This window comes from Streptococcus penaeicida (assembly GCF_002887775.1).
GTDB classification, from domain to species: Bacteria; Bacillota; Bacilli; order Lactobacillales; family Streptococcaceae; genus Streptococcus; species Streptococcus penaeicida.
Genome location: NZ_LOCM01000032.1, coordinates 1 through 21360, shown reverse-complemented (window position 1 = coordinate 21360; position 21360 = coordinate 1). Strand labels below are relative to the sequence as shown.

At 38.2% G+C, this 21360-nt stretch carries 20 protein-coding genes and 2 pseudogenes; 16 read left to right on the top strand and 6 right to left on the bottom strand.

From position 1 onward, the window contains the following. Positions 1 to 103 precede the first annotated feature (103 nt). The 10 genes from gap (at position 104) to AT575_RS08755 (ending at position 11129) form a co-directional block, all read left to right on the top strand. Positions 104 to 1114: a type I glyceraldehyde-3-phosphate dehydrogenase gene (gap, locus tag AT575_RS08800; protein ID WP_102778010.1), complete on the top strand. Its 1011-nt coding sequence runs from the start codon at positions 104 to 106 to the stop codon at positions 1112 to 1114. Between the two features lie 147 nt (positions 1115 to 1261). Further along, positions 1262 to 2458 (top strand): phosphoglycerate kinase, encoded by a 1197-nt coding sequence (locus tag AT575_RS08795; RefSeq protein ID WP_102778009.1) that lies wholly within the window; start codon positions 1262 to 1264, stop codon positions 2456 to 2458. Between the two features lie 412 nt (positions 2459 to 2870). Beyond that, positions 2871 to 3377 carry an FUSC family protein gene (locus tag AT575_RS08790; protein ID WP_102778008.1) on the top strand — a complete coding sequence of 169 codons (507 nt, stop codon included), beginning with the start codon at positions 2871 to 2873 and terminating at the stop codon, positions 3375 to 3377. A gap of 89 nt (positions 3378 to 3466) precedes the next feature. Then, complete coding sequence (locus tag AT575_RS08785) at positions 3467 to 3838, top strand: MerR family transcriptional regulator (RefSeq protein WP_102778007.1); 372 nt, start codon at positions 3467 to 3469, stop codon at positions 3836 to 3838. Positions 3839 to 3879: 41 nt separating this feature from the next. Beyond that, a complete protein-coding gene (gene glnA / locus AT575_RS08780) occupies positions 3880 to 5226 on the top strand; it encodes a type I glutamate--ammonia ligase (RefSeq protein ID WP_102778006.1) in 1347 nt (448 codons plus the stop codon). 228 nt (positions 5227 to 5454) lie between these two features. Further along, positions 5455 to 7113, top strand: a complete 1659-nt coding sequence (locus AT575_RS08775; protein WP_102778005.1) for a peptide ABC transporter substrate-binding protein — start codon at positions 5455 to 5457, stop codon at positions 7111 to 7113. Positions 7114 to 7183: 70 nt separating this feature from the next. Further along, entirely contained in the window at positions 7184 to 8098 is a 915-nt protein-coding gene (locus tag AT575_RS08770) for an ABC transporter permease (protein ID WP_102778004.1), read from the top strand. Positions 8099 to 8107: 9 nt separating this feature from the next. Next, positions 8108 to 9139 carry an ABC transporter permease gene (locus tag AT575_RS08765; RefSeq protein ID WP_102778003.1) on the top strand — a complete coding sequence of 344 codons (1032 nt, stop codon included), beginning with the start codon at positions 8108 to 8110 and terminating at the stop codon, positions 9137 to 9139. 11 nt (positions 9140 to 9150) lie between these two features. Further along, entirely contained in the window at positions 9151 to 10197 is a 1047-nt protein-coding gene (locus tag AT575_RS08760; protein ID WP_102778002.1) for an ABC transporter ATP-binding protein, read from the top strand. Further along, positions 10197 to 11129, top strand: a complete 933-nt coding sequence (locus AT575_RS08755; protein ID WP_102778001.1) for an ABC transporter ATP-binding protein — start codon at positions 10197 to 10199, stop codon at positions 11127 to 11129. The genes AT575_RS08760 and AT575_RS08755 overlap by 1 nt, the downstream gene beginning before the upstream one ends. 407 nt (positions 11130 to 11536) lie before the next feature. Here AT575_RS08755 and rnjA read toward each other — a convergent pair. After that, a pseudogene (gene rnjA / locus AT575_RS08750) lies at positions 11537 to 13221 on the bottom strand (ribonuclease J1). Position 13222: 1 nt separating this feature from the next. Then, the gene (locus AT575_RS08745) at positions 13223 to 13453 is read right to left on the bottom strand and encodes a DNA-dependent RNA polymerase subunit epsilon (RefSeq protein ID WP_102778000.1); all 231 of its coding nucleotides are present in this window, start codon (positions 13451 to 13453) and stop codon (positions 13223 to 13225) included. A 276-nt stretch (positions 13454 to 13729) separates the two neighbouring features. On the opposite strand from AT575_RS08745, the pseudogene tsaB reads away from it, so the two are divergent. The 3 genes and pseudogenes from tsaB to tsaD all read left to right on the top strand — a co-directional run bounded on the left by tsaB (position 13730) and on the right by tsaD (position 15849). Further along, a pseudogene (tsaB, locus tag AT575_RS08740) lies at positions 13730 to 14421 on the top strand (tRNA (adenosine(37)-N6)-threonylcarbamoyltransferase complex dimerization subunit type 1 TsaB). A gap of 2 nt (positions 14422 to 14423) precedes the next feature. Then, entirely contained in the window at positions 14424 to 14849 is a 426-nt protein-coding gene (gene rimI, locus AT575_RS08735; protein WP_102777999.1) for a ribosomal protein S18-alanine N-acetyltransferase, read from the top strand. Continuing rightward, a complete protein-coding gene (gene tsaD, locus AT575_RS08730; RefSeq protein WP_102777998.1) occupies positions 14839 to 15849 on the top strand; it encodes a tRNA (adenosine(37)-N6)-threonylcarbamoyltransferase complex transferase subunit TsaD in 1011 nt (336 codons plus the stop codon). Before rimI ends, tsaD begins: the two co-directional genes overlap by 11 nt. A 487-nt stretch (positions 15850 to 16336) precedes the next feature. On the opposite strand, the gene rpsN is transcribed toward tsaD, so the two are convergent. Both rpsN and aao read right to left on the bottom strand, forming a co-directional pair. Beyond that, positions 16337 to 16606, bottom strand: coding sequence for a 30S ribosomal protein S14 (gene rpsN, locus AT575_RS08725; RefSeq protein ID WP_071793982.1), 270 nt, complete (start codon positions 16604 to 16606; stop codon positions 16337 to 16339). Between the two features lie 206 nt (positions 16607 to 16812). Continuing rightward, positions 16813 to 17985 (bottom strand): aminoacetone oxidase, encoded by a 1173-nt coding sequence (gene aao / locus AT575_RS08720; protein ID WP_102777997.1) that lies wholly within the window; start codon positions 17983 to 17985, stop codon positions 16813 to 16815. A 333-nt stretch (positions 17986 to 18318) separates the two neighbouring features. Between aao and AT575_RS08715 the strand changes: the two genes are divergently transcribed. Further along, complete coding sequence (locus AT575_RS08715; RefSeq protein WP_102777996.1) at positions 18319 to 18846, top strand: DUF536 domain-containing protein; 528 nt, start codon at positions 18319 to 18321, stop codon at positions 18844 to 18846. Positions 18847 to 18888: 42 nt separating this feature from the next. Next, positions 18889 to 19476, top strand: coding sequence for a 3'-5' exonuclease (locus tag AT575_RS08710; protein WP_102777995.1), 588 nt, complete (start codon positions 18889 to 18891; stop codon positions 19474 to 19476). Positions 19477 to 19611: 135 nt separating this feature from the next. Here AT575_RS08710 and AT575_RS08705 read toward each other — a convergent pair whose 3' ends face one another. Beyond that, the gene (locus AT575_RS08705) at positions 19612 to 19911 is read right to left on the bottom strand and encodes a YbaB/EbfC family nucleoid-associated protein (RefSeq protein ID WP_102777994.1); all 300 of its coding nucleotides are present in this window, start codon (positions 19909 to 19911) and stop codon (positions 19612 to 19614) included. A gap of 191 nt (positions 19912 to 20102) precedes the next feature. On the opposite strand from AT575_RS08705, the gene AT575_RS08700 reads away from it, so the two are divergent. After that, the gene (locus tag AT575_RS08700; RefSeq protein WP_102777993.1) at positions 20103 to 21110 is read left to right on the top strand and encodes a LacI family DNA-binding transcriptional regulator; all 1008 of its coding nucleotides are present in this window, start codon (positions 20103 to 20105) and stop codon (positions 21108 to 21110) included. A 103-nt stretch (positions 21111 to 21213) separates the two neighbouring features. On the opposite strand, the gene AT575_RS11105 is transcribed toward AT575_RS08700, so the two are convergent. After that, positions 21214 to 21348, bottom strand: coding sequence for an IS3 family transposase (locus AT575_RS11105; RefSeq protein ID WP_425444831.1), 135 nt, complete (start codon positions 21346 to 21348; stop codon positions 21214 to 21216). Between the last annotated feature and the right edge of the window lie 12 nt (positions 21349 to 21360).

The following is a 21360-nucleotide window of genomic DNA, read 5'->3' as shown; positions in this document are numbered from 1 at the left end:
GTTGAAAGGTTGGAACAAGTTCTTGTTGTTAATCTTTTCACAATAGGTAGGGGCTTGTCCCTTAATAATAATTCTTTTGATTTTCATAAGGAGGAAATCACTAATGGTAGTTAAAGTTGGTATTAACGGTTTCGGTCGTATCGGACGTCTTGCATTCCGTCGTATTCAAAATGTTGAAGGTGTTGAAGTAACTCGTATTAACGACCTTACAGACCCTAACATGCTTGCACACTTATTGAAATATGATACAACTCAAGGTCGTTTTGACGGAACAGTTGAAGTTAAAGATGGTGGATTCGAAGTAAACGGTAACTTTATCAAAGTTTCTGCTGAAAAAGATCCAGAACAAATTGACTGGGCAACTGACGGTGTAGAAATCGTTCTTGAAGCAACTGGTTTCTTTGCTAAAAAAGCAGCTGCTGAAAAACACTTACATGCAAACGGTGCTAAAAAAGTTGTTATCACTGCTCCTGGTGGAGACGATGTGAAAACAGTTGTATTTAACACTAACCATGATATCCTTGATGGAACTGAAACAGTTATCTCAGGTGCTTCATGTACTACAAACTGTTTAGCTCCTATGGCTAAAGCTTTACAAGATAACTTTGGTGTTAAACAAGGTTTAATGACTACTATCCATGGTTACACTGGTGACCAAATGGTTCTTGACGGACCACACCGTGGTGGTGACCTTCGTCGTGCTCGTGCTGCTGCAGCAAACATTGTACCTAACTCAACTGGTGCTGCTAAAGCAATCGGTCTTGTTATCCCTGAATTAAATGGTAAACTTGACGGTGCTGCACAACGTGTTCCTGTTCCAACTGGATCAGTTACTGAATTAGTAGCAGTTCTTGAAAAAGAAACTTCAGTTGAAGAAGTTAATGCAGCTATGAAAGCAGCAGCTAACGATTCATATGGTTACACTGAAGATCCAATCGTATCATCAGATATCGTTGGTATGGCTTTCGGTTCATTATTCGATGCTACTCAAACTAAAGTTCAAACTGTTGATGGAAATCAATTAGTTAAAGTTGTTTCATGGTATGACAACGAAATGTCTTACACTGCTCAACTTGTTCGTACTCTTGAGTACTTCGCAAAAATTGCTAAATAATTTTAGATAGAAAAAGGAAGAGAAATCTTCCTTTTTTTTGTATGAAAAATTTGTGAAAAATATAATTAATTACTTTCATTTTTTATCTATCTTTTCAAAATTATGCTATAATAGGGTGTATAAAATATTATTAAGGAGTCTATACAAATGGCTAAAATGACAGTTAAAGACCTTGACTTAAAAGGGAAAAAGGTTCTCGTACGCGTTGACTTTAATGTCCCTTTGAAAGATGGTGTTATCACAAATGATAACCGTATTTCTGCCGCATTACCTACAATCAAATACATTGTTGAAAATGGTGGCCGTGCAATTCTCTTTTCACATTTAGGTCGTGTTAAAGAAGAAGCCGATAAAGAAGGTAAATCACTTGCACCTGTTGCTAAAAACTTAGCAGAAAAACTTGGTCAAGATGTTGTTTTCCCTGGAGTAACTCGTGGTGCTGAATTGGAAGAAGCAATTAATGCTTTAGAAGATGGACAAGTACTTCTAGTTGAAAATACACGTTTTGAAGATGTAGACGGTAAAAAAGAATCTAAAAATGATCCTGAATTAGGTAAATATTGGGCATCACTTGGCGATGGCATTTTTGTAAATGATGCTTTCGGTACTGCTCACCGTGCTCATGCTTCAAACGTTGGTATTTCTGCAAATGTGGAAAAAGCTGTTGCAGGTTTCCTTTTGGAAAATGAAATTGCATACATTAAAGAAGCAGTTGAAACTCCGGAACGTCCATTCGTTGCAATTCTAGGTGGTTCAAAAGTTTCAGATAAGATCGGTGTTATTGAAAATCTTCTTAAGAAAGCTGATAAAGTTCTTATCGGTGGTGGAATGACTTATACATTCTACAAAGCACAAGGAATTGAAATTGGTAATTCTCTTGTTGAAGAAGATAAACTTGAAATTGCTAAAGAATTACTTGAAAAATCAAATGGCAAATTAATTTTACCAGTTGACTCTAAAGAGGCAAATGCCTTTGCCGACTACTCAGAAGTTCGCGATACAGAAGGTGAAGCTGTATCTGAAGGATTCCTAGGTCTAGATATCGGACCAAAATCAATTGCTGAATTTGATAAAGCTCTTGAAGGCGCTAAAACTGTTGTATGGAATGGACCAATGGGTGTCTTTGAAAACCCTGATTTCCAAGCAGGAACAATCGGTGTTATGGATTCAATTGTTAAACAACCAGGTGTTAAATCAATCATCGGTGGTGGCGATTCAGCAGCTGCAGCAATTAACTTAGGCCGTGCAGAAAAATTCTCATGGATCTCAACAGGTGGCGGAGCTTCAATGGAATTATTAGAGGGTAAAGAACTACCAGGACTAGCTGCATTAACAGAGAAATAAGCGGTAAGTTAGGAATCTGTGATTCCCTAGACGCACCCTCGCAAGTCTGAATAGCTTGTTCGCTTTCAAGTAGAGGAAGAACAGCCATTCAGCTACTGCGCCAATAAAAGAATTGAGAGAGTTGGTTAGACCAACTCTCTTTGTTATTTTTATCTATAAATAAAATAGTGGCTCTTTTTCCTATGTGAAATATAAAAACAGAATCTTATAGTTAAAATTTTTATCAAAAATGACTTTAACTAAGTAAAATATAATTTATTATAATATAATATTTTAGCTTTCAAGAAGAAAAATTTATATTTTTGAGAAAATATTCAAAAATTCACTTTTTTCTAGTCCTTTGCTAAAGCCAAATGACAAATGACTGCTGAATATGGTACACTTACTATATTCAGAAAGGGGAAAACCGAAGATGAAATATTATTTTGATCCCAAGAAAATGAAATTAGGGATGAGAACTTTGAAAACTGGGCTTTCCGTTTTCTTGGTCATTTTATTCTTTCATATGTTTGGCTTAGAAGGTTTACAAATTGGGGCCTTAACCGCCGTTTTTAGTTTACGTGAAAGTATGGATGAAACAGTTTCTTTTGGGACTTCCAGAATTATTGGGAATAGTATAGGAGGTCTATGTGCCATGCTTTACTATGTCCTGCAAATTTTCTTCAATCATCAATTTTGGGTAACTTTAGTTTTTGTGCCCATTGTAACCATGCTAACTATCATTATTAATGTGGCTATTAATAATAAGGCAGGAATAATTGGAGCGGTGGCAGCTTTATTAGTGATAACACTATCCATTCCGACTGGAGATACTTTTGTCTATGTTTTAGCTAGGGTATTTGAAACCTTTTGTGGTGTTTTTATTGCTATTTTGGTCAATACAGACATTGAATTTATTCGCAAGAAATTGCAAAAATGAAAAAAATAGGAGCGATGTGAGGAAATATCACATCGCTCCTTGACATTTAATTTTCATAGGTTATAATAAAGGATGTGAAAGGGGGATTCATGAAAGAAAAAGAATTAAGACGCTCGATGGCTGTCTTTCCGATTGGTACAGTAATGAAGCTAACAGATTTATCTGCAAGGCAAATCCGTTACTATGAAGATCAAGAACTGATTAAACCGGAACGAACTGAGGGTAATCGTCGTATGTTTTCATTGAATGATATGGACCGTTTGTTAGAAATTAAAGATTTCATTGATGATGGTCTCAATATAGCTGCCATAAAACGTGAGTATATTCAAAGGGAAACAAAATTTAATCAGGCTGATAAAGCATTAACTGATGCTGATGTTAGGCGGATTCTACGTGATGAACTCTTAAATCAAGGTGGTTTTACAGCACCAGCACAGTCAATGGGTAACTTTCGTATTTAACTACGAACTAGATTTTGGAAATAGTAAGGAGAATTATTTCTATGGCAATCACAGCAGCTGACATTCGTCGCGAAGTTAAGGAAAAAAATGTCACGTTTTTACGTTTAATGTTTACTGACATTATGGGAATTATGAAAAACGTTGAAATTCCAGCAACCGACGAACAGTTGGAGAAGGTCTTATCAAATAAAGCAATGTTTGACGGTTCATCTATCGAAGGATTTGTCCGTATTAATGAATCAGATATGTATTTATACCCAGATTTGGATACCTGGATTGTTTTCCCTTGGGGTGATGAAAATGGTGCCGTCGCAGGCTTGATTTGTGACATTTATACTGCCGAAGGTGAGCCTTTCCCTGGCGATCCCCGCGGTAATCTAAAACGTGCCCTAAGACACATGGAAGAGGTCGGATATAAATCGTTTAACCTGGGACCAGAACCAGAATTTTTCCTTTTCAAAATGGATGAACAAGGAAATCCAACTCTCGAAGTTAACGACAATGGTGGTTACTTTGATTTAGCTCCTACTGACTTAGCTGATAATACACGTCGTGAAATCGTTAATGTTTTGACAAAAATGGGCTTTGAAGTAGAAGCAAGTCACCATGAAGTGGCTGTTGGTCAACATGAAATTGACTTCAAGTACGATGATGCCTTAAAAGCTTGTGATAATATTCAAATCTTTAAACTGGTTGTTAAGACAATTGCTCGTAAACATGGCTTATATGCTACCTTTATGGCAAAACCTAAATTTGGAATTGCTGGTTCAGGTATGCACTGCAATATGTCACTGTTTGATAAAGATGGAAAAAATGCGTTCTTCGATGAAAATGATAGTCGAGGGATGCAATTATCAGAAGATGCTTATTACTTCTTAGGTGGTTTAATGCAGCACGCCTATAACTTCACTGCGATTATTAACCCAACAGTTAACTCATACAAACGTTTAGTTCCAGGTTATGAAGCACCAGTTTATGTGGCATGGGCAGGTCGTAACCGTTCTCCATTGATTCGCGTACCTGCTTCTCGTGGTAATGGTACTCGTTTAGAATTGCGTTCTGTAGATCCAACTGCCAACCCATATCTTGCAATGGCTGTGCTTTTAGAAGCAGGACTTGACGGAATCATCAATAAAATTGAAGCTCCAAGCCCTGTTGAAGCTAACATCTATACAATGACTATGGAAGAACGTCAAGAAGCTGGTATTGTTGATCTTCCATCTACTCTACATAATGCCCTTAAAGCACTTCAAACAGATGAAGTGGTGATTGATGCTCTAGGTGAGCATATTTATACGAACTTTATTGAAGCTAAACGTATTGAATGGGCTTCATATGCAACCTTTGTTTCACAATGGGAAATCGATAATTATTTACATAGTTACTAATGATAAAATCACTAAGTTTTCTTAGTGATTTTTATTATATTCATCTGACTGATTTTTTATTAACACAAGAGTGCATAATCCTTGGTATGATAAGGTTTGAAAATTATAGTATTTTATAAAAATTTAATATCAAAATTTTCAGATAAATCTATTCCTTTTTTTCTGAATTGTGATATAATTTAATCTATCAACTTTTACACAAAAAATGTTTGACTAGGAGGTCTTTACATGAACGAGCAACAAAAAGCAAATTGGAAACGTTTAGGTCTTGGAGCAGTTACTCTTGCTTCTGCAACACTCTTAATGGCTTGTGGAAACAAATCAACAGCCCAATCAGGAAACAAAGATGAAATCAACTGGTATACACCAACAGAAATTATCTCATTGGATATTTCCAAAAATACGGACACCTATTCTGCTTTAGCAATTGGGAACTCTGAAAGTAACTTACTCCGTGTTGACGAAAAAGGTAAACTTCAACCTGAATTAGCTAAAAGTGTTGACGTTTCAGAAGACGGCTTGACTTACACAGCTACTCTTCGTGATGGCTTGAAATGGTCTGACGGTAGCGAATTGACTGCTAAAGATTTTGTTTATTCTTGGCAACGTATTGTTGATCCAGCTACTGCCTCTGAGTATGCTTATTTGACTTTTGATGCTCACTTAAAAAATGCTGAAGAAATTAACAGTGGTGCGAACAAAGATATCAACTCTTTAGGTGTTAAAGCTGAAGGCAACAAAGTTATCTTCACACTTTCTAAACCATCACCACAATTCAAGAGCTTGTTGTCATTTGCAAACTTCATGCCACAAAAAGAAGAATTTGTGAAAAAAGCTGGTAAAGATTACGGTACTTCATCAGACAAACAAATTTATTCTGGACCATACACTGTTGAAAAATGGAATGGTACAAGTGGTACATTCAAACTTGTTAAAAATAAAAACTACTGGAATGCTAAAGAAGTTAAAACTAAAGCAATCAATGTTCAAACTGTTAAAAAACCAGATACTGCTGTTCAAATGTATAAACAAGGTAAACTTGATTTAGCTAACATTTCAGGAACTTCAGCAATCTACAATGCTAACAAGAAAAATAAAGATGTTGTAGATGTACCAGAAGCAACAACTGCTTATATGGTTTATAATCAAACTGGTAAAGTAGAGGCTCTTGCTAACACTAAAATTCGTCAGGCTCTTAACTTGGCAACTGACCGCGCTGGAATCGTAGCGGCAGCTGTGGATACTGGCTCAAAACCTGCGACAGCGATTGCCCCAACAGGCCTTGCAAAACTTAAAGATGGTTCAGACTTAACTAAATTTGTTGAACCTGGCTATAACTACGATGAAAAAGAAGCAGCTAAAGTCTTTAAAGAAGGTTTGAAAGAACTTGGTAAAGATTCTGTTAAAGTAACAGTTACTGCGGATGCTGATAGCCCAGTTGCTAAAGCGACAGTTGACTACATTAAAGAAACTTGGGAAAAAGCTCTTCCTGGTCTTACAGTTGAAGAAAAATTTGTAACCTTCAAACAACGTCTTGAAGATACTAAAAACCAAAACTTTGAAGTTGCTCTAGTACTTTGGGGTGGTGACTATCCAGAAGGTTCTACCTTCTACGGTCTCTTCACTTCAGATGCAGCCTACAACTATGGTAAATTCGCAAGTAAAGAATATGATGCAGCTTACAAAAAAGCCATCACTGATGATGCTCTAGATACTGATGCAGCAGCAAAAGATTATAAAGATGCTGAAAAAATTCTTTATGACAATGCTTACTACAACCCAGTATACTTCAGAACGACACAAGCTTTACAAAATCCAAGCATCAAAGGTCTTGTTCGTAACTCAACTGGTTTAAACGTTGACTTTACACACGCTTATAAAAAATAAGAGACCTTAATCGTAACGAAATAGTGCAAGAATTGGTGACCCCAGTTCTTGCTTTTGTTAGAGGGAAATCATGACTAGATATTTATTAAAACGTGTTGCTATTTTATTAGTAACTTTATGGGTAGTTGTAACTCTATCGTTCTTCTTAATGCAAATTATGCCAGGAACACCTTACAACAGTCCCAAATTAACAGCAGAAATGATTGCTATGATGAATAAGCAATATGGCTTAGATAAACCATTGTGGCAACAGTATTTGAAGTACTTATTTGATGTATTGCATGGGGACTTTGGTACAAGTTATCAATCTATCAACCAATCCGTAACCAAATTGATCACGCAAAGACTTGGCGTTTCTGTCCATTTAGGGATTCAAGCTCTTGTTGTCGGTATTTCTGGTGGATTGTTAGTTGGTGCTATTTCAGCACGTAATAAAAACAATAAAATTGATGGCTTCTTAAGTGTGATTTCTACTTTAGGGATCTCTGTACCAGCCTTCATCATTGGTTTATTACTATTAGACTATTTTGGATTCAAATGGGGTCTATTACCACTTTCTGGGTGGGGGTCTTTTGCACAAACTATTCTGCCAACATTTGGTTTAGCCATTCCAGTATTTGCGCAAGTTACTCGTTTCTTCCGTAGTGAAATGATTGAAACTTTAAATACTGACTATATCCAGTTGGCTCGTGCTAAAGGTTTGACTAATCGTCAAGTAACCAATAAACATGCTTATCGTAACTCAATGATTCCAGTTTTGACATTAGTTGGTCCAATGGCTGCTAATATTTTGACAGGGTCTGCCTTGATTGAACAGATTTTCTCAATACCTGGTATTGGGCAACAATTTGTCTCTTCAATCCCAACTAAAGATTACCCAGTTATTATGGGAACAACGATTGTTTATGCCTTGATGCTAATGGTGGCAATCTTAATTACTGACGTTGTTATCAGTATTGCAGATCCACGTGTACGTCTAGGATAGGAGAGTAAGATGCTAGAAGATACAAAATCATTTAAACTTGTTGGTGTTGGTTCTACTGACTCACAAGAAAAAATTGAAAAGCCAGCCTTATCTTTCCTTGAAGATGCTTGGCGACGCCTTAAGAAAAACAAATTAGCTGTAGTTTCTATGGTCTTTTTGGCGACCCTATTAGTTTTTGCTGTTGGTTCAACTTTTGTTGTGAGTAAAAATGATGCAAATAGTTTTGACAGTAAAGAAGTTTCGATTTATCGTAACTTACCACCAAAAATCAGCTCAAGTTTACCTTTCTGGAATGGTAGTATTACCTATGCTGGCAATACAGAACCTAACGATGCTTACGCTGATCAAGGGGTACCAGAAGATAAAAAGTTCTTATTGGGAACAGATAATTTAGGACGTAGTATTGGAAAACGGATTACAGTTGGTATTCGTATTTCACTTTTAATTGCCATTGTCGCAACCATTATTGACTTAATTATTGGGGTCACTTATGGCTTGGTATCAGGTTTTACTGGTGGTAAAGTGGATACTGTTATGCAACGGATAATTGAAGTTATTTCATCAATCCCTAACTTGGTTATTGTTACTATGCTTGGATTGCTTTTAGGAAATGGTGTTCTTTCTATCATTATTTCGATTGCAATTGTTGGCTGGACCTCAATGGCACGTCAAGTACGGAACTTAACCCTATCATATCGTGAACGAGACTTTGTCCTTGCATCACGTGCACTAGGGGAAAGTAACTTTAAAATTGCCTTTAAGCATGTATTGCCAAATATCTCAGGTATCATTATTGTTCAAATTATGATGACTGTTCCAAGTGCCATCATGTATGAATCAGTTCTATCAGCTATTAACTTGGGGGTTAAACCACCGACAGCATCACTTGGTTCATTGATTACGGATGCGCAAGAAAACTTGCAATATTTCCCATATCAAGTCTTGCTTCCTGCCCTTGCTCTCGTCCTTATTTCCCTTGCCTTTATCTTATTAGGTGATGGTTTACGTGATGCATTTGATCCAAAATCAAGTAACGACTAGGAGGAAAAAACATGTCAAATGAAACAATCTTAAATGTTAAAAACCTCCACGTTGATTTTAAAACATATGCTGGAGACGTTAAAGCCATTCGTGATATTAATTTCGAATTATACAAAGGTGAAACACTTGCTATCGTAGGTGAGTCTGGTTCTGGTAAATCTGTAACAACTCGTACCTTAATGGGATTAAATGCTAAAAATGCTAGTATTACTGGTGATATTGATTTCAAAGGTAAGAAACTAAATGAGCTCAAAGAAGAAAAATGGGTAAAAGTTCGTGGTAAGGAGATTGCCATGATCTTCCAAGATCCGATGACCAGTTTAGACCCTACAATGAAAATTGGAATGCAAATTGCTGAAGCTATTTTGATCCATGAGTCTGTTTCCAAACAGGAAGCCTTAGACCGTGCTTTGAAATTGATGAACCAGGTTGGTATTCCAAATGCTGAAGAGCATATTAATGATTATCCACACCAATGGTCTGGTGGTATGCGTCAACGTGCAGTTATTGCTATTGCCCTAGCTGCTAACCCTGAAATCTTAATCGCTGATGAACCAACAACTGCCCTCGATGTAACGATTCAAAACCAAATTTTGAAATTAATGAAGGGCTTGCAATCACAAATTTCATCTTCTATAATCTTTATCACTCATGATTTGGGTGTTGTTGCTGGTATGGCTGACCGTGTTGCGGTTATGTATGCTGGAAAGATTGTTGAATATGGAACAGTTGATGAAGTCTTCTATAATCCTCAACACCCATATACTTGGGGACTTCTAAAATCAATGCCAACGACTGATACAGAAGCAGGAACCCTTGAGTCAATTCCTGGAACTCCCCCAGATTTATTGAACCCACCAAAAGGGGATGCCTTTGCAGCTCGTAATGAGTTTGCCTTGGATATTGACCACGAAGAAGAGCCACCAATGTTTAAAATTTCAGATACTCATTACGCAGCGACTTGGTTATTAGATGAGCGTGCACCTAAGGTGACACCTCCGCTCCAAATTCAAAAGCGTTGGGAAAAATGGGCTGAAAAGAATGGAGGTCAAGCTTAATGACTGAAGAACGTAAAAAATTAGTTGAGCTTAAAAATGTGTCATTGATCTTCAATAAAGGCAAAAAGAATGAAGTCAAAGCGATTAATAACGTCAGCTTTGACATCTATGAAGGTGAAGTTTTTGGTCTTGTCGGTGAGTCAGGTTCAGGTAAAACAACTGTTGGACGCGCCATCCTAAAACTCTATGAAATTAACGAAGGTGAAATCAACTTCAACGGCAAAACGGTTTCCAATTTAAAAGGGAAAGAACTTTTAGAATTCCGTAAAGATGCCCAAATGATTTTCCAAGATCCACAAGCCAGTCTTAACGGCCGGATGAAAATCCGTGATATCGTTGCTGAAGGTTTGGATATCCATGGATTGACTAACTCTAAAGAAGAGCGTGAAGCGCGTGTTCAAGAATTGTTAGAACGCGTTGGTCTTAACCGTGACCACGTTACCCGTTACCCACATGAGTTCTCAGGTGGTCAACGTCAACGTATCGGTATCGCCCGTGCTCTTGCTGTGAAACCAAAATTCATCATTGCCGATGAGCCAATTTCTGCCTTGGACGTGTCTATTCAGGCCCAAGTTGTTAACCTTATGCAGAAGTTGCAAGAAGAACGTGGTTTGACTTACCTCTTTATTGCCCATGATTTGTCTATGGTAAAATACATATCAGATCGAATTGGTGTTATGCACTGGGGTAAAATGTTAGAAATAGGGACATCAGACGACGTCTACAATAATCCAATCCACCCTTATACACGAAGCCTATTATCAGCTATTCCAGAACCGGATCCAGATATTGAACGCAAACGTGTTGCTGAAATCTATGATCCAAGTATGGAAATGGATGGACAAGAGCGTCAGATGCATGAAATTACAGCTGGTCACTTTGTCTTATCAACAGAAGCAGAAGCAGAAGCTTATAAAGCAAAACATCATTAAAAAAAACAACCTTCGGGTTGTTTTTTAATATAGAAACATTTTTTAGTGGAAAAATTAATCTAAAAGAGTTGGTAATAATATTAAGCCTTCCACAAAACAACATTATACAGTTGTCAATCAATTGAAAATAAATAGACTTTGTCTTCAGTTTGTGTAAAGAGGGAGTTATTTAATACTGATAAAATGTATCAGATAATAAGCACCATATTGATATACTTATCTTAGTAATGCTTGTGAGTTAAAATAATGACAAAAAAGATACTTTACACTATAGCAAAAAATGCAGAAACCTAGAGTTTCTGCATTTTCGGAAATCTTAAGACTTAAGATTTAGATATGGAATTCCAAAGGAAGTCGCTATCGTCCGAGCTACCTTAGTAAAGTATCTAAAAAACGACTATCTATTTTTAGTCTTCTTTGTCAGGGGTTAAAATCATTGGGATAATGATTGGTTCCCGTTCAGTCTTTTCATATAAGAATGGACGAAGAGCATTCACAATAGCTCCATTAACAGATTGAATACTTGCTTCTTTGTTTTTCAAGGCAATGCGGATAGCATTGAATAAAACACGTTGGCTTTCACGAATCAAGTCACCAGACTCACGCATGTAGATAAAACCACGACTTAGGATATCTGGACCTGCCAGAATCATTTGCGTATCAAAATCAACTGTTGCTACAGCAAGGACAACACCGTCCTCTGAAAGATCACGACGATCGCGAAGAACAGCCGTCCCAATGTCACCAATTCCGTTACCATCCACATAGATGTCTTGGGCATTGAAGTGGCCAGCACGACGAGCAGAGTCGCTAGTCAAAGCAAGCACGTCACCATTTTCCAAGATGAAGATGTTTTCTTCTGGAATACCAGTGTCTTCAGCTAAGCCTGCGTGGACTTTCTGCATCCGGTATTCACCATGGACAGGCATAAAGAATTTAGGTTTCATCAAGCGTAACATCAATTTTTGTTCCTGTTGGCCACCGTGACCAGAGGTATGGATGTTGTTAACTTTACCATGGATAACTTCAACACCAGCTTCTTGGATGGTATTAATTAATTTATTAACACTAGTTGTATTACCAGGAATTGGACTTGAAGAGAAGATTACCGTATCACCAGGTTGCAAGGTCACTTGACGGTGCGTACCGTTGGCAATTCTGGCAAGCGCAGCATGGACTCCCCTTGACTACCAGTACACATAATCAATACTTCATTGGCATGGTAATTTTTGATTTCATTAGGCTCAATAAAAGTCCCTTTAGGTACCTTAATATAACCGAGTTCAATCCCGTTGACAATAGCTTTTTCCATAGAACGACCGAAGACACAAATCTTACGACCAGTCTTAACGGCAGCTTCCGCAGCTTGTTGTAAACGGTAAATATTTGAGGCAAAAGAGGCGAAAATAATCCGTCCATGGATACCTTCAATGATTTTCAAGATTGATTGACCAACTACTTTTTCTGAGTTAGTAAAGGTTGGAACTTCTGCATTGGTTGAATCAGAAAGCAAGCAAAGAACGCCTTCTTCACCAAGGGCAGCCATGCGATGGATATCAGCAGGGTCACCAACTGGTGTGAAGTCAAATTTGAAGTCACCGGTACAAACAATCTTACCTTGAGATGTATGAATAACAATACCAAGAGGTTCTGGAATAGAGTGAGTCGTTCTAAAGAAAGTCACACTCATATTCTTAAAGGTCAATTCCGTATTGTGGTTGATTTCATACATGGTTGAATCACGAAGCAAACCATGTTCTTCTAATTTACCACGAATCAAGGCAAGGGCTAAAGGACCAGCGTAAATAGGAATATTAGCCTGTTTTAAAAGGAAGGGAATCCCACCAATATGGTCTTCGTGCCCGTGGGTAATAACCAAGGCTTTAACACGATCAATATTATCAACAATATAAGAATAATCAGGAATCACATAGTCAATCCCTAAAAGATCATCTTCAGGGAATTTAATCCCAGCATCAACAATGATAATTTCATCTTGATACTCGATACCATATGTGTTTTTGCCGATTTCCCCTAGACCACCAATGGCGAAGACGCCAACTTCATGAGGTTTTAAATCGATAGTTGACATATTATAACTCCGTTACTTGGAAAACACCGGTTTCTTTTTCATATTCCAAGTGTTTATCAGATAGAAGCTCAATAAATTCAACGTTGTAGCTTGTTTTTTCTTCAACTAATTTACGGGCTTTGATACGGCCTTCCAATTCATCTTTAGCCTCAATATCAATATATAAAGCCTTAGTATTTTCACGGCGTGGGTTACGGTCTTTTGATTCTTGGTAGAATACTTTGTAGATCATTTCATTTTTCCTTTCTGGGTACATCAATGATTGAAACTATAATAAAACAAGTCAAATGACCATGTGTCTCGTGACTGTTCGCTATAAATAAGAGTGTAGTAGTTTTAATCCTGATTCAGTGCAATTACTAGAATTATACCATATTTGGGGCTGTTAGTAAAAGCATTGATAGCAAGAATCTTGAGCTCATAAGCTCCCACGCGAACGCTCCTTTGTTCAGAGAGGGCAAATTGTGATATAATTGGACAATAGAAATCCATAGAAAAGAAGGGTAAAATGAAGACACTAGCATTTGACACCTCCAATAAGAGCCTGTCCTTGGCTATCTTAGAGGACCAAACTTTATTAGCCGACCTGACCATCAATATCAAAAAGAATCATAGCATAAGCCTCATGCCCGCTATCGACTTTCTAATGCATTCCTTGGATTTGAAGCCTAGTGATTTGGGTCGAATCGCAGTCGCAGAAGGACCAGGTTCATACACAGGCTTACGCGTCGCCGTCGCAACAGCTAAAACCCTAGCTTACTCCCTAAGAATTGACTTAGTCGGCATTTCAAGCTCTATGCACTAGCAGCAGGAATCAAGGAACCAGATGACTTAGTTATCCCCTTAATTGATGCTAGACGGCAAAATGTCTACGCAGGATTCTACGTCAATCAAGAATCTGTCCGACCAGACCAACACATGGCCTTGGGTGATTTACTCGAGCAAATCAAAGATCAACCCAAAGTCATCTTCACAGGAGAAGCGGAGGTCTTTAGAGAATTTATCACAACTCAATTGCCAGAAGCACAAATTCTACCAAGTCTCCCATCAGCCTATGAACTGGGACTAAAAGCTCAAACCATGCCAGCAGTCACTGTTGACGCCTTTGTTCCAGAGTATCTGAAAAAAGTTGAAGCCGAAGAGAATTGGTTGAAAACTCATCAAGCTGGCAATGATGAAAACTATATAAAGCGTGTTTAAAGATGAATGCAACTGACGAAAAAATGACTGCTGTTTATGACATCCTAAGCCAGGTTTACCAAGAGTCGCCCTGGACCAAAGAGCAAGTAGCAAGTGATATGGCCTCACCAGAAGTTGACTATTTTTATGTCTATGATGACCAGAAAATTGTCGGCTTCCTGTCCTTACAGAATTTACTAGGCGAAGCCGAAATCACCAATATTGCGGTCTTACCGCAATACCAAGGAAAGGGCTTAGGCGCACAGCTCCTAGAGCGAGTCGTGGATGATAACATCCCTATCTTTCTAGAAGTCCGAGAATCCAATCTAGCCGCGCAAGCCCTCTACAAAAAAGCTGACTTTACCATCGTCGGCAAACGCAAGGACTATTACAAAAACCCTGTCGAAGGGGCACTATTGATGAAACGAGAAGGAAGAAATGACAGATAGATACATCATGGCGGTCGAAAGTTCCTGTGACGAAACCAGTGTCGCCATCCTCAAAAATGACAAAGAACTCTTGAGCAATATCATTGCCAGCCAAGTGGAGAGCCACAAACGCTTCGGTGGTGTTGTGCCAGAAGTTGCCAGCCGTCATCACGTGGAAGTGATCACCAGCTGTTTCGAAGACGCCCTCCAAGAAGCAGGCATCACAGCAGAACAATTGGACGGCGTTGCTGTAACTTATGGACCAGGCTTAGTCGGTGCTTTATTGGTGGGAATCGCTGCCGCAAAGGCATTTGCCTGGGCCCATCAAATCCCACTGATCCCAGTCAACCACATGGCCGGCCACCTCATGGCTGCGCGTGAAGAAAAAGAACTAGAATATCCGCTGATGGCCCTCTTAGTTTCAGGAGGCCACACAGAATTGGTCTACGTATCAGAACCTGGCAATTACCACATCGTTGGTGAAACGCGGGACGACGCAGTAGGCGAAGCCTATGACAAAGTAGGTCGAGTAATGGGCTTAACCTACCCAGCTGGACGAGAAATTGACCAATTAGCTCACCAAGGGCAAGATACTTACAACTTCCCAAGGGCCATGATAAAGGAAGACCATTTAGAATTTTCTTTCTCAGGGCTCAAGTCTGCCTTTATCAACCTGCACCACAACGCAGAACAAAAAGGAGAGGAACTGGTCTTAGAAGATCTTTGTGCTTCTTTCCAAGCAGCCGTCCTTGATATCCTCATGGCTAAAACGCAAAAAGCCTTAACCAAATACCCAGTCAAAATGCTAGTTGTAGCAGGCGGTGTTGCTGCTAATCAAGGATTGCGTGAACGTTTAGCCCAAGACATTACAGATGTCCCAGTGGTTATTCCACCACTCCGACTTTGTGGAGACAATGCCGGAATGATTGCCCTAGCCGCAGCTGTTGAATATGACTTGGGTCATTTTGGTCAAATGGACCTCAATGCCAAACCAAGCTTAGCTTTTAGTTATCTTGATTAAATGATAGAAAAATCAACTCTTAGATCATGTGGTCTAAGAGTTTTTTGAATAATTGTGTGAAAGTGATTCAATTTGTAATCTACTATCTTTGAAAATCAGAAAATGGTAAATTAAAAGTGACAACCATCAATTTAGCCTCTAAGAATCTGACAATGGCAGATTGTGGTTTTAATAATCAGAAAATATGCTCCTTAAAAATTTAAAAAATAAAAGTACTAGATTTTAAAAATTTAGAATATGGCAATCCATTATTCACAACTTTTAATCTCGCATCTAAAGAAATCCGAAAATGGCAAAAACCATAATCTCAGTATCCAGGGAAAACCATTCTTAAATTGTATAGAAAGATTTGCCGAAAGCATATTTTGTACAAACAAAAAACCCGGCATCTTGGCATACCGAGTTTACTGTGATAAATAATTGGCTTCTATGATTACTAATAGTTAAACACCCACCTGCAAAATAAGTGTTTGAAAGTGTGACAAGCTTACCAGCTAGCTTTAGTGACGCCAGGAAGTTGGCCTTTGTGAGCTAGGTCGCGGAAATTGATACGGCTAACGCCAAACTTACGCATGTAAGCATGGGGACGGCCATCAATTAAATCGCGGTTTTTCAAACGGTTAGGGTTTGAATCACGAGGCAATTTGCGAAGTGCTTCATAATCCCCAGCGGCTTTAAGCTCGCGACGAAGGTCAGCGTACTGTTCAATCAGTTGGAGCTGCTTTTGGTATTTAGCAATTTTTGATTTTTTTGCCATTGCTTTCTCCTTCATTCTATTAATAATCTTTGGGCTTATCAGACCCGTTCCTTAACTGGTAATTAACCGGTTAAGAAAACATAAAACCATTATACACTAAGTTGAGAAGATAGGCAACCGGTTAAGTAAAAAAGACAGGATAAATTTCCTGTCTTCCGTTTAAACTATTTGATTATTAAAAATCATCTTTTAAAAAATGTTACATCCTAATAATGGGGACTACCAGCCACCCAACCTGAACAGAGGGCAGAAGTAATGTTGAAGCCACCAGTGTGGGCGTTGATGTCTAGAACTTCCCCAGCAAAATGAAGACCCGGAACCTTTTTACTCTCCAAAGTTTTAGGATTGATTTCTTTCAAATCGACCCCGCCCTTGGTCACAAAGGATTTAGCTAGGGACATTTTACCCGTAATTGCTATAGGGAATCGCTTAAGCTTTCCGACCAATTCTTCTTTTTGAACAGGTGTTAACTGCTTAACTTTTTCGGGATAGGCTGTGCTTAAGAAATTAGCCACCCTTTCTGGAACTAAGGACTTAAGTGCATTCTTGATAGCTTTTTCGCGATTTTCTTCCAAGAAACTGTTAAGCAGATCTTCAGACATTTGAGGCAAGAAGTCCAGCTCAGCTATTTCACCACCCTTAACAAAAGACGAAAGACGAAGAGCAGCAGGACCCGACAAGCCAAAGTGGGTAAAGAGCAGGTCGTGGGTGATGACATGCTTACCATAAGATAGGGTTACATCATCCAGGGAGATGCCTTGCAGTTCTTTATGAGGGAAGTCGGTTAAGAGCGGACTTTCAGCAGCTTCGAGGTCAGTCACTTCAATCTTGAAATGACGGGCGATATCGTGGCCAAAACCAGTAGAACCAGTTGAAGGATAGGATTTTCCGCCAGTTGTGACAATCAGTTTTTGACAGCTAAATTCTTGGTCTTTCGATTTGAGCAAGAAATTGTCGCCTTCTTTTTTGACAGAGACAATTTCAGTAGCTGTTATAACTTGCCCACCCAGTTCCTTGATTTTTTTATCCAGGGCTTCTATAATGGTTTTGGATTTATCAGTGGTTGGGAACATGCGACCGTGGTCTTCTTCTTTGAGTTTAACCCCATTTTCCTGGAAGAAATTGATGATGTCATGGTTATCAAACTGGGAGAAAACACTATACAAGAAGCGACCGTTACCAGGAATGCCTTCCAATAGTTCATCCAAAGTTCCGTTATTGGTCACATTACAGCGTCCCCCACCTGTACCAGCAAGTTTTTTGCCCAAGCGACGGTTTTTTTCGATTAACAAGGTTTTGTAGCCATAATAGCTAGAGGAAATGGCTGCCATCATACCAGCAGGACCACCACCAATTATTATCGTATCATAAGTATTCATAAGCCTATCTTATCATAATGATTCCAATTTTTATAGCAGATAAACCAGAGTCATTTAGGATGTATTCATTAGACAAGAAATCTTTCCCACGCTATAATAGAAGTAGTAAGAGAGATATTTCTTACGTCAATCTTATCAATAATAGAAATGGAGGCTTTTTCCTTGAAACCGTCTGAAAACTGAAAGGAAGGTGATCCAATATCTATGTCTCGAGCCGTACATTAAAACGGCTTATTTTGTTTTTAATGCCTCCTTAACCTAGCTGAAATTGACAGAATACTAGTATTATGTTACTATGCTTATTAGAATATTCAGTAATGTAAAGAGGATCATATGACAATAGAAAAGACAGTTAGTGAACTAGCTGAAATTTTGGGAGTCAGTCGTCAGGCCGTCAATAATCGTGTCAAAGCACTTCCCGAAGAAGATCTTGATAAAAATGACAAGGGTGTCACTGTGGTTAAACGTAGTGGCCTTATTAAGTTGGAAGAAATTTATAAAAAAACGATTTTTGACGATGAACCGATCAGTGAAGAAACTAAACAACGTGAATTATTAGAAATTTTAGTTGATGAGAAAAACACTGAAATTACCCGCCTTTATAATCAATTAATGGCTAAAGACGAGCAGTTGGCAGCCAAAGATGAGCAAATGCGGGTGAAAGACATTCAAATTGCTGAAAAAGATAAACAATTAGACCAACAACAACAATTAACAGCCAAAGCTATGGCTGATAAAGAAACCTTGAAGTTGGAATTAGAAGAAGCAAAAGCTGAAGCTGATGAAGCCAAAAATCAAGTCGAAGAAGTAAAAGGCACAGTTGGTAAAAAAGGCTTCTTTAGCCGATTATTTGGAAAATAAGACTAATAAAGGCCCTCAAGGGTCTTTTTATCTAGGAGACTTATGGAAAATCTAACACATTACATCGCCTTTGATTTAGAATTTAATACCGTTGATGAGGTTAGCCATCTCATCCAGCTGTCAGCTGTCAAAATGGACCAGCATGAGGAAGTTGACAGCTTTGACTCTTATGTATACACGGATGTCCCCCTCCAAAGCTTTATTAATGGTCTAACCGGAATAACTGCCGATAAAATTGCTAGGGCACCCAAGGTTGACACAGTTCTAGCGGACTTTAAAAAATTTGTCGGTGATTACCCTCTGATAGGCTACAATTCCCAAAAATCCGATCTACCAATCCTAGCGGAAAACGGCCTCGATTTAAATGGGCAATACCAGGTTGACCTCTATGACCAAGCTTTCGAACGTCGCAGTACCGACCTCAACGGTATTAGCAATCTCAAGTTGACCACCGTTGCTAGCTTTTTAGGCATCAAGGGCAAGGGCCACAACAGCCTAGAGGACGCCCGCATGACTGCGCGTGTTTATGAAACCTTCCTGGAGCTGGACGACAACAAACAATACCTGACCCAACAAGAAGAAGTGGCTAGCAACAACCCCTTCGCCGACCTGGGTGGCTTCTTTGATTAAAAAAACAGCCAAACTAACCTAAAGTTGAGACGACATCAGCCCCAAACCAAGCCCAAGCAAAGTAGCACTTGAAACCAAGCCCAAAAGAAAGGAGCAAAGACCAAGGTCTCTGCTCCTTTTATCATGTTCAGAAAGTTAGAATGGCATTTTCCCAGCAAAAGCACCCATTGTTTTCTTAGTCGCATCATCAATTTGAGTCAAAGCATCATTAATCGCTTGCGCTGTCATATCAGACAAAGTTTCAAGATCTTCAGGATCCACAACCGCTTCCTTAAAATCAATGGAAAGCAATTTCTTATCCCCAGTAAAAGTAGCCGTCACAAGCTCCTGAGCAGACTTACCAACAAAAGACATAGCCGCCAAATCAGCCTGCTTTTGCTCCATTTGTTTCTGAAGCTTTTGCGCCTGCTTCATCATGTTTTGCATATTCATCATAAGATAATATTCTCCTAAGGTTTAATATAGATAATTATATCATAGGAATTAAATTTTTTGATATACTTATATTATAAATATACAAATATAAGTAATATGAAAGAAAAAAATTATAAAAGTAATATGGTTTATGAACTAATATGGTGGTAAAATCAAATTAGATAAATTGAATACTAAAGATAGGTAAGAGAATGAATAAAAAATTAACAATTTCAGATATTGCAAATTTGTCTGGAGTTTCCAAAACGACAATATCTCGTTATTTAAATGGCAAGTATGAAGGCATGTCTGAAGCAACCAGGAATCGCATACAAGAAGTGATTGAAGAGTTAGATTATCGACCAAGTCGTCAAGCTAGGGCTTTAAAATCACAGTACTCATCAATAATTGGTATTGTCGTAGCTGATATCTCGAATTCATATACTTCGCGTATGATCAAAGGTGTTATGGATCGTTTAAATAGTACCGACTATCATACTATCATTATGGATTCTGATTTAAATACAAAAAGAGAAGCCAATAATATTAAAAAATTAATAGATGAACAAGTTGATGGGATTGACATTCAACCGATTGGTGAGTCCTCATTGGAATATGACTTTATTCCGTCAGGAATGTCACTTGTTCAAATTGATAGGTATGTTGAGCCATTGAAATGGCCAGCAGTAGTATCAGATAATTTTCTTCAATCACAAAACTTGGGCAGAACTATAGCTGAACATAATTATAAGAGAGTTATCATCTTAACTCCCGAAATAAAAAATGCCTCTCCTCGTATAAACCGTTATAAAGGATTACAAAATGGTCTAGCTGATTATGATGTTGAGGTTATAATTGTTACTACTAATGAGATAAAAGACATTGTTGCGAGGGATATTGATATTTGGGATCAGATGAAGCAATATATTTACGATGATGTCAAAACGGTACTTTATGCCTTCAATGGCGGATTACTTTATGGGTTAATCAGACTTTTAAAGGAAAAAAATATTCCTGTTCCTGATAAAATTGGCTTGGTTGGTTATGATGATGGAGCATTAACGGATTTATTCAATCCAGAAATTACCTCGATAGAACAAAATCCTGTGGAAATTGGGCATAAGGCAGCAGACATTCTATTAAATTCGATGGCTGGGAAGGACATTCTAATTGACTTGTACTGTATTGATTCTAAGTTAAAAAATCGGAAATCGCTATAAAAAAAGCATCTTATATATGAACTGCACCCCAAAAGTTAGACACAAATGATATGTACCCAGAATCCTGGACACATACTTATAAACTAGGCAGAACCCATGGATGTCATCCTGTATTGTACAGGAGCATCCATTTTGTTTTTGCCTGAATTCTTTTGTTATTGTAATAATCAATATATTCCTCAACTGCTCTTGAGAATTCTTCAAATGAAGAATAGTCTTTCTCATAGCCATAATACATCTCATTTTTTAA

What these genes read in the sequence shown, in the direction of transcription:
- gap (WP_102778010.1), top strand. Translation starts at nt 104, where the DNA reads ATGGTAGTTAAAGTTGGTATTAACGGTTTCGGTCGTATCGGACGTCTT.
- AT575_RS08795 (WP_102778009.1), top strand. Translation starts at nt 1,262, where the DNA reads ATGGCTAAAATGACAGTTAAAGACCTTGACTTAAAAGGGAAAAAGGTT.
- AT575_RS08790 (WP_102778008.1), top strand. Translation starts at nt 2,871, where the DNA reads ATGAAATATTATTTTGATCCCAAGAAAATGAAATTAGGGATGAGAACT.
- AT575_RS08785 (WP_102778007.1), top strand. Translation starts at nt 3,467, where the DNA reads ATGAAAGAAAAAGAATTAAGACGCTCGATGGCTGTCTTTCCGATTGGT.
- glnA (WP_102778006.1), top strand. Translation starts at nt 3,880, where the DNA reads ATGGCAATCACAGCAGCTGACATTCGTCGCGAAGTTAAGGAAAAAAAT.
- AT575_RS08775 (WP_102778005.1), top strand. Translation starts at nt 5,455, where the DNA reads ATGAACGAGCAACAAAAAGCAAATTGGAAACGTTTAGGTCTTGGAGCA.
- AT575_RS08770 (WP_102778004.1), top strand. Translation starts at nt 7,184, where the DNA reads ATGACTAGATATTTATTAAAACGTGTTGCTATTTTATTAGTAACTTTA.
- AT575_RS08765 (WP_102778003.1), top strand. Translation starts at nt 8,108, where the DNA reads ATGCTAGAAGATACAAAATCATTTAAACTTGTTGGTGTTGGTTCTACT.
- AT575_RS08760 (WP_102778002.1), top strand. Translation starts at nt 9,151, where the DNA reads ATGTCAAATGAAACAATCTTAAATGTTAAAAACCTCCACGTTGATTTT.
- AT575_RS08755 (WP_102778001.1), top strand. Translation starts at nt 10,197, where the DNA reads ATGACTGAAGAACGTAAAAAATTAGTTGAGCTTAAAAATGTGTCATTG.
- AT575_RS08745 (WP_102778000.1), bottom strand. Translation starts at nt 13,453, where the DNA reads ATGATCTACAAAGTATTCTACCAAGAATCAAAAGACCGTAACCCACGC.
- rimI (WP_102777999.1), top strand. Translation starts at nt 14,424, where the DNA reads ATGAATGCAACTGACGAAAAAATGACTGCTGTTTATGACATCCTAAGC.
- tsaD (WP_102777998.1), top strand. Translation starts at nt 14,839, where the DNA reads ATGACAGATAGATACATCATGGCGGTCGAAAGTTCCTGTGACGAAACC.
- rpsN (WP_071793982.1), bottom strand. Translation starts at nt 16,606, where the DNA reads ATGGCAAAAAAATCAAAAATTGCTAAATACCAAAAGCAGCTCCAACTG.
- aao (WP_102777997.1), bottom strand. Translation starts at nt 17,985, where the DNA reads ATGAATACTTATGATACGATAATAATTGGTGGTGGTCCTGCTGGTATG.
- AT575_RS08715 (WP_102777996.1), top strand. Translation starts at nt 18,319, where the DNA reads ATGACAATAGAAAAGACAGTTAGTGAACTAGCTGAAATTTTGGGAGTC.
- AT575_RS08710 (WP_102777995.1), top strand. Translation starts at nt 18,889, where the DNA reads ATGGAAAATCTAACACATTACATCGCCTTTGATTTAGAATTTAATACC.
- AT575_RS08705 (WP_102777994.1), bottom strand. Translation starts at nt 19,911, where the DNA reads ATGATGAATATGCAAAACATGATGAAGCAGGCGCAAAAGCTTCAGAAA.
- AT575_RS08700 (WP_102777993.1), top strand. Translation starts at nt 20,103, where the DNA reads ATGAATAAAAAATTAACAATTTCAGATATTGCAAATTTGTCTGGAGTT.
- AT575_RS11105 (WP_425444831.1), bottom strand. Translation starts at nt 21,348, where the DNA reads ATGTATTATGGCTATGAGAAAGACTATTCTTCATTTGAAGAATTCTCA.